Source organism: Streptomyces sp. NPDC056948 (assembly GCF_042674225.1).
GTDB lineage: Bacteria > Actinomycetota > Actinomycetes > Streptomycetales > Streptomycetaceae > Streptomyces > Streptomyces purpurascens.
In genome coordinates this window covers 1-2,234 of record NZ_JBHUQX010000735.1, presented here as the reverse complement: position 1 = coordinate 2,234, position 2,234 = coordinate 1, and the positions used below count along the sequence as shown (strand labels likewise).

Sequence of the window (2,234 nt, the reverse complement as noted above, 5' to 3'; positions counted from 1 at the left end):
CCGTACGACCGCCGCCCCCGCCGGTAGGCGATCTCGCCCAGCAGGATGTCGACGGCGAGGAAGGCCGCCAGGGGGATGCCGAACAGCGGCAGGAAGTAGCCGAGCACGGCTACCCCGGCGAGCAGCGGGACCAGGATCTGCGGCGGTACCTGCTGCCAGGCGCCGCGCGGGATCGGCCGGCCGAAGGCGGAGCCGCGCCCGCGCTGCCACCACATGCGGTAGCCCCACACGATCAGCAGGATCAGGGAGAGCGTGAGCAGCATCAGGACGATCTGGTTGGCCAGGCCGAACAGGATGCCGGTGTGCAGGTCGATGCCCCACCGGGTGAGCTTCGCGAGCACGGGGTAGTCGGCGAACCGCAGCACGTCCATGACCTCGCCACTGGCCGGGTCGATCGCGACGGAGTCCTGCTTCTCGGGCCAGCTCCGCTGTACCTGCTTGACGACGTACGCCGATGTCGCGTCGGCCGGCGGCACGATCTCCACCGGGTCGCCGAGCCCCTCGGCCCGCGCCGCCGCCAGGACCTTGTCCAGGCCCACGCCGTGCGCGGCGTCTCCCGCCTGCCCGGCCGCGGAGCCGTGGCCGGCGTGTTCACCGCCCGCCGCCGCCGACACCGACGGGGTGGCGTGGCCCAGCGAGGTGCGCAGCTCGTCGATGTTGGCCCCGGCGTAGGCCGACCAGGTGAGACCGGTCGCGGAGAGGAAGAAGAACCCGGCCGCCGCCCACACGCCGACGCTGCCGTGCAGTCCTAGCGTGCGGCGCCGCCCGTTCGTCCCCCGCACCTTGCGCAGGGCCCGGCGGCGGGAGAACCACAGCACCAGCCCGCCGGCCGAGATCACCCCCAGCCAGCTTGCCGCCAGCTCGCTGTACAGCCGCCCTGTCTCGCCCAGGTGGAGGTCCCGGTGGAACTCGTCGATCCAGGTGCGCAGCGGCAGCGCGCCGGTCGAGCCGTACTGTTCGAGGGAGCCGCGCACCTTCGCCGTGTAGGGGTCGACGAACACGGCGAGCGCGTGGCCCTCGTCGACGCCCGGGACGCCGGACAGCATGACCCTGGTCGTCGCGTCCGCCTCGGGTGAGGGGCGTACGGCCGAGATGGTGCCCTCGGGGTGGGCCTTGCGGGCGGCGGCCACCTGCTCGCTGATCGGCAGCTTCCGCTCGCCGGCGGGGACGGTCAGTTCATGGTCGTACACGATCTTCTCGGCCTCGAAGGAGGCGGCGTACAGCAGGCCGGTGACGGCGGCGACGAGGAGGAACGGCGCCACCAGCACCCCGGCGTAGAAGTGCAGACGGAGGACCAGCGGGCGCAAGGGGGCCCAGCTGCTCTTCGAGGGTGCCGGGGTGGCTGGTTGCGGGGCCTCGTCCGTGGTGGTCGAGGGAGCGGTGGTCATCGGCGGGCTTCTCCGGGGGACGTCTTCTTGGCCGTTGCGGTGCGGTCGTGGTCGTTCGCGGTGCGGTGGCGTTGCGGTGCAGTAGTCGGGCCGGAGGGGCGTTCAGTTCCCGACGAGTGCATGTGATGTGCATCACACGAGCGGGGAGGGTGCCGTGTCATCCTGACGCGATGGGAACTCCGAGTGATCGCGCACCGCTGGCCGAGCGGGTCGAGGAACTCCTCGCCGACGGCGTCCCGTTGACCATCGTCGCGGCCGGGGACCCGGTGCTGCGGCGGGGCACCGAGCCGTACGACGGTGAGCTGGAGCCCGCGCTGCTGGCTCGGTTCGTCGAGGCGCTGCGGGTCACCATGCGCGCGGCGCCGGGGGTCGGTCTGGCGGCGCCCCAGGTCGGTGTGCCGCTCAGGATCGCGGTGATCGAGGACCCCGCTCCGGTGCCGGAGGAGGTGCGTCTCGCCCGCGGGCGGGTGCCGCAGCCCTTCCGGGTGCTGGTCAATCCCGCCTACGAGCCCGTCGGCGACGCGCGGGCCGCGTTCTTCGAGGGCTGTCTGAGCGTGCCGGGCTGGCAGGCGGTGGTGGCGCGCCACGCCGAGGTGCGGCTGACCGGGCAGGACGAGCACGGGCGCGCGCTCGACGAGGTGTTCTCCGGCTGGCCCGCACGGATCGTGCAGCACGAGACGGACCACCTCGACGGCTTCCTGTATCTGGACCGGGCCGAGCCGCGTTCACTGTCGTCCAACCTGGCGATGGCGGAGCGCTGGGCTCAGCCGACGCCGGAGGAGGCCGCGCGGGCACTCGGGTTCGAGCTGCCGTAGGGCACAGAAAACCGGAGGCGCCCTGCGGGGC

General features: G+C 73.0%; 2 protein-coding genes. One reads left to right on the top strand and one right to left on the bottom strand.

Features of this window, described 5'->3' with window-relative positions; genetic code table 11:
- Window positions 1-1,388: PepSY-associated TM helix domain-containing protein (locus ACFTZL_RS44150; protein WP_382596072.1), on the bottom strand; the 1,388-nt coding region annotated here is incomplete at its 3' end.
- Window positions 1,389-1,558: 170 nt separating this feature from the next.
- Here ACFTZL_RS44150 and ACFTZL_RS44145 point away from each other — a divergent pair.
- Window positions 1,559-2,203, top strand: coding sequence for a peptide deformylase (locus ACFTZL_RS44145; protein WP_382596069.1), 645 nt, complete (start codon window positions 1,559-1,561; stop codon window positions 2,201-2,203).
- Window positions 2,204-2,234 lie beyond the last annotated feature (31 nt).

What these genes read in the sequence shown, in the direction of transcription:
- ACFTZL_RS44145 (WP_382596069.1), top strand. Translation starts at nt 1,559, where the DNA reads ATGGGAACTCCGAGTGATCGCGCACCGCTGGCCGAGCGGGTCGAGGAA.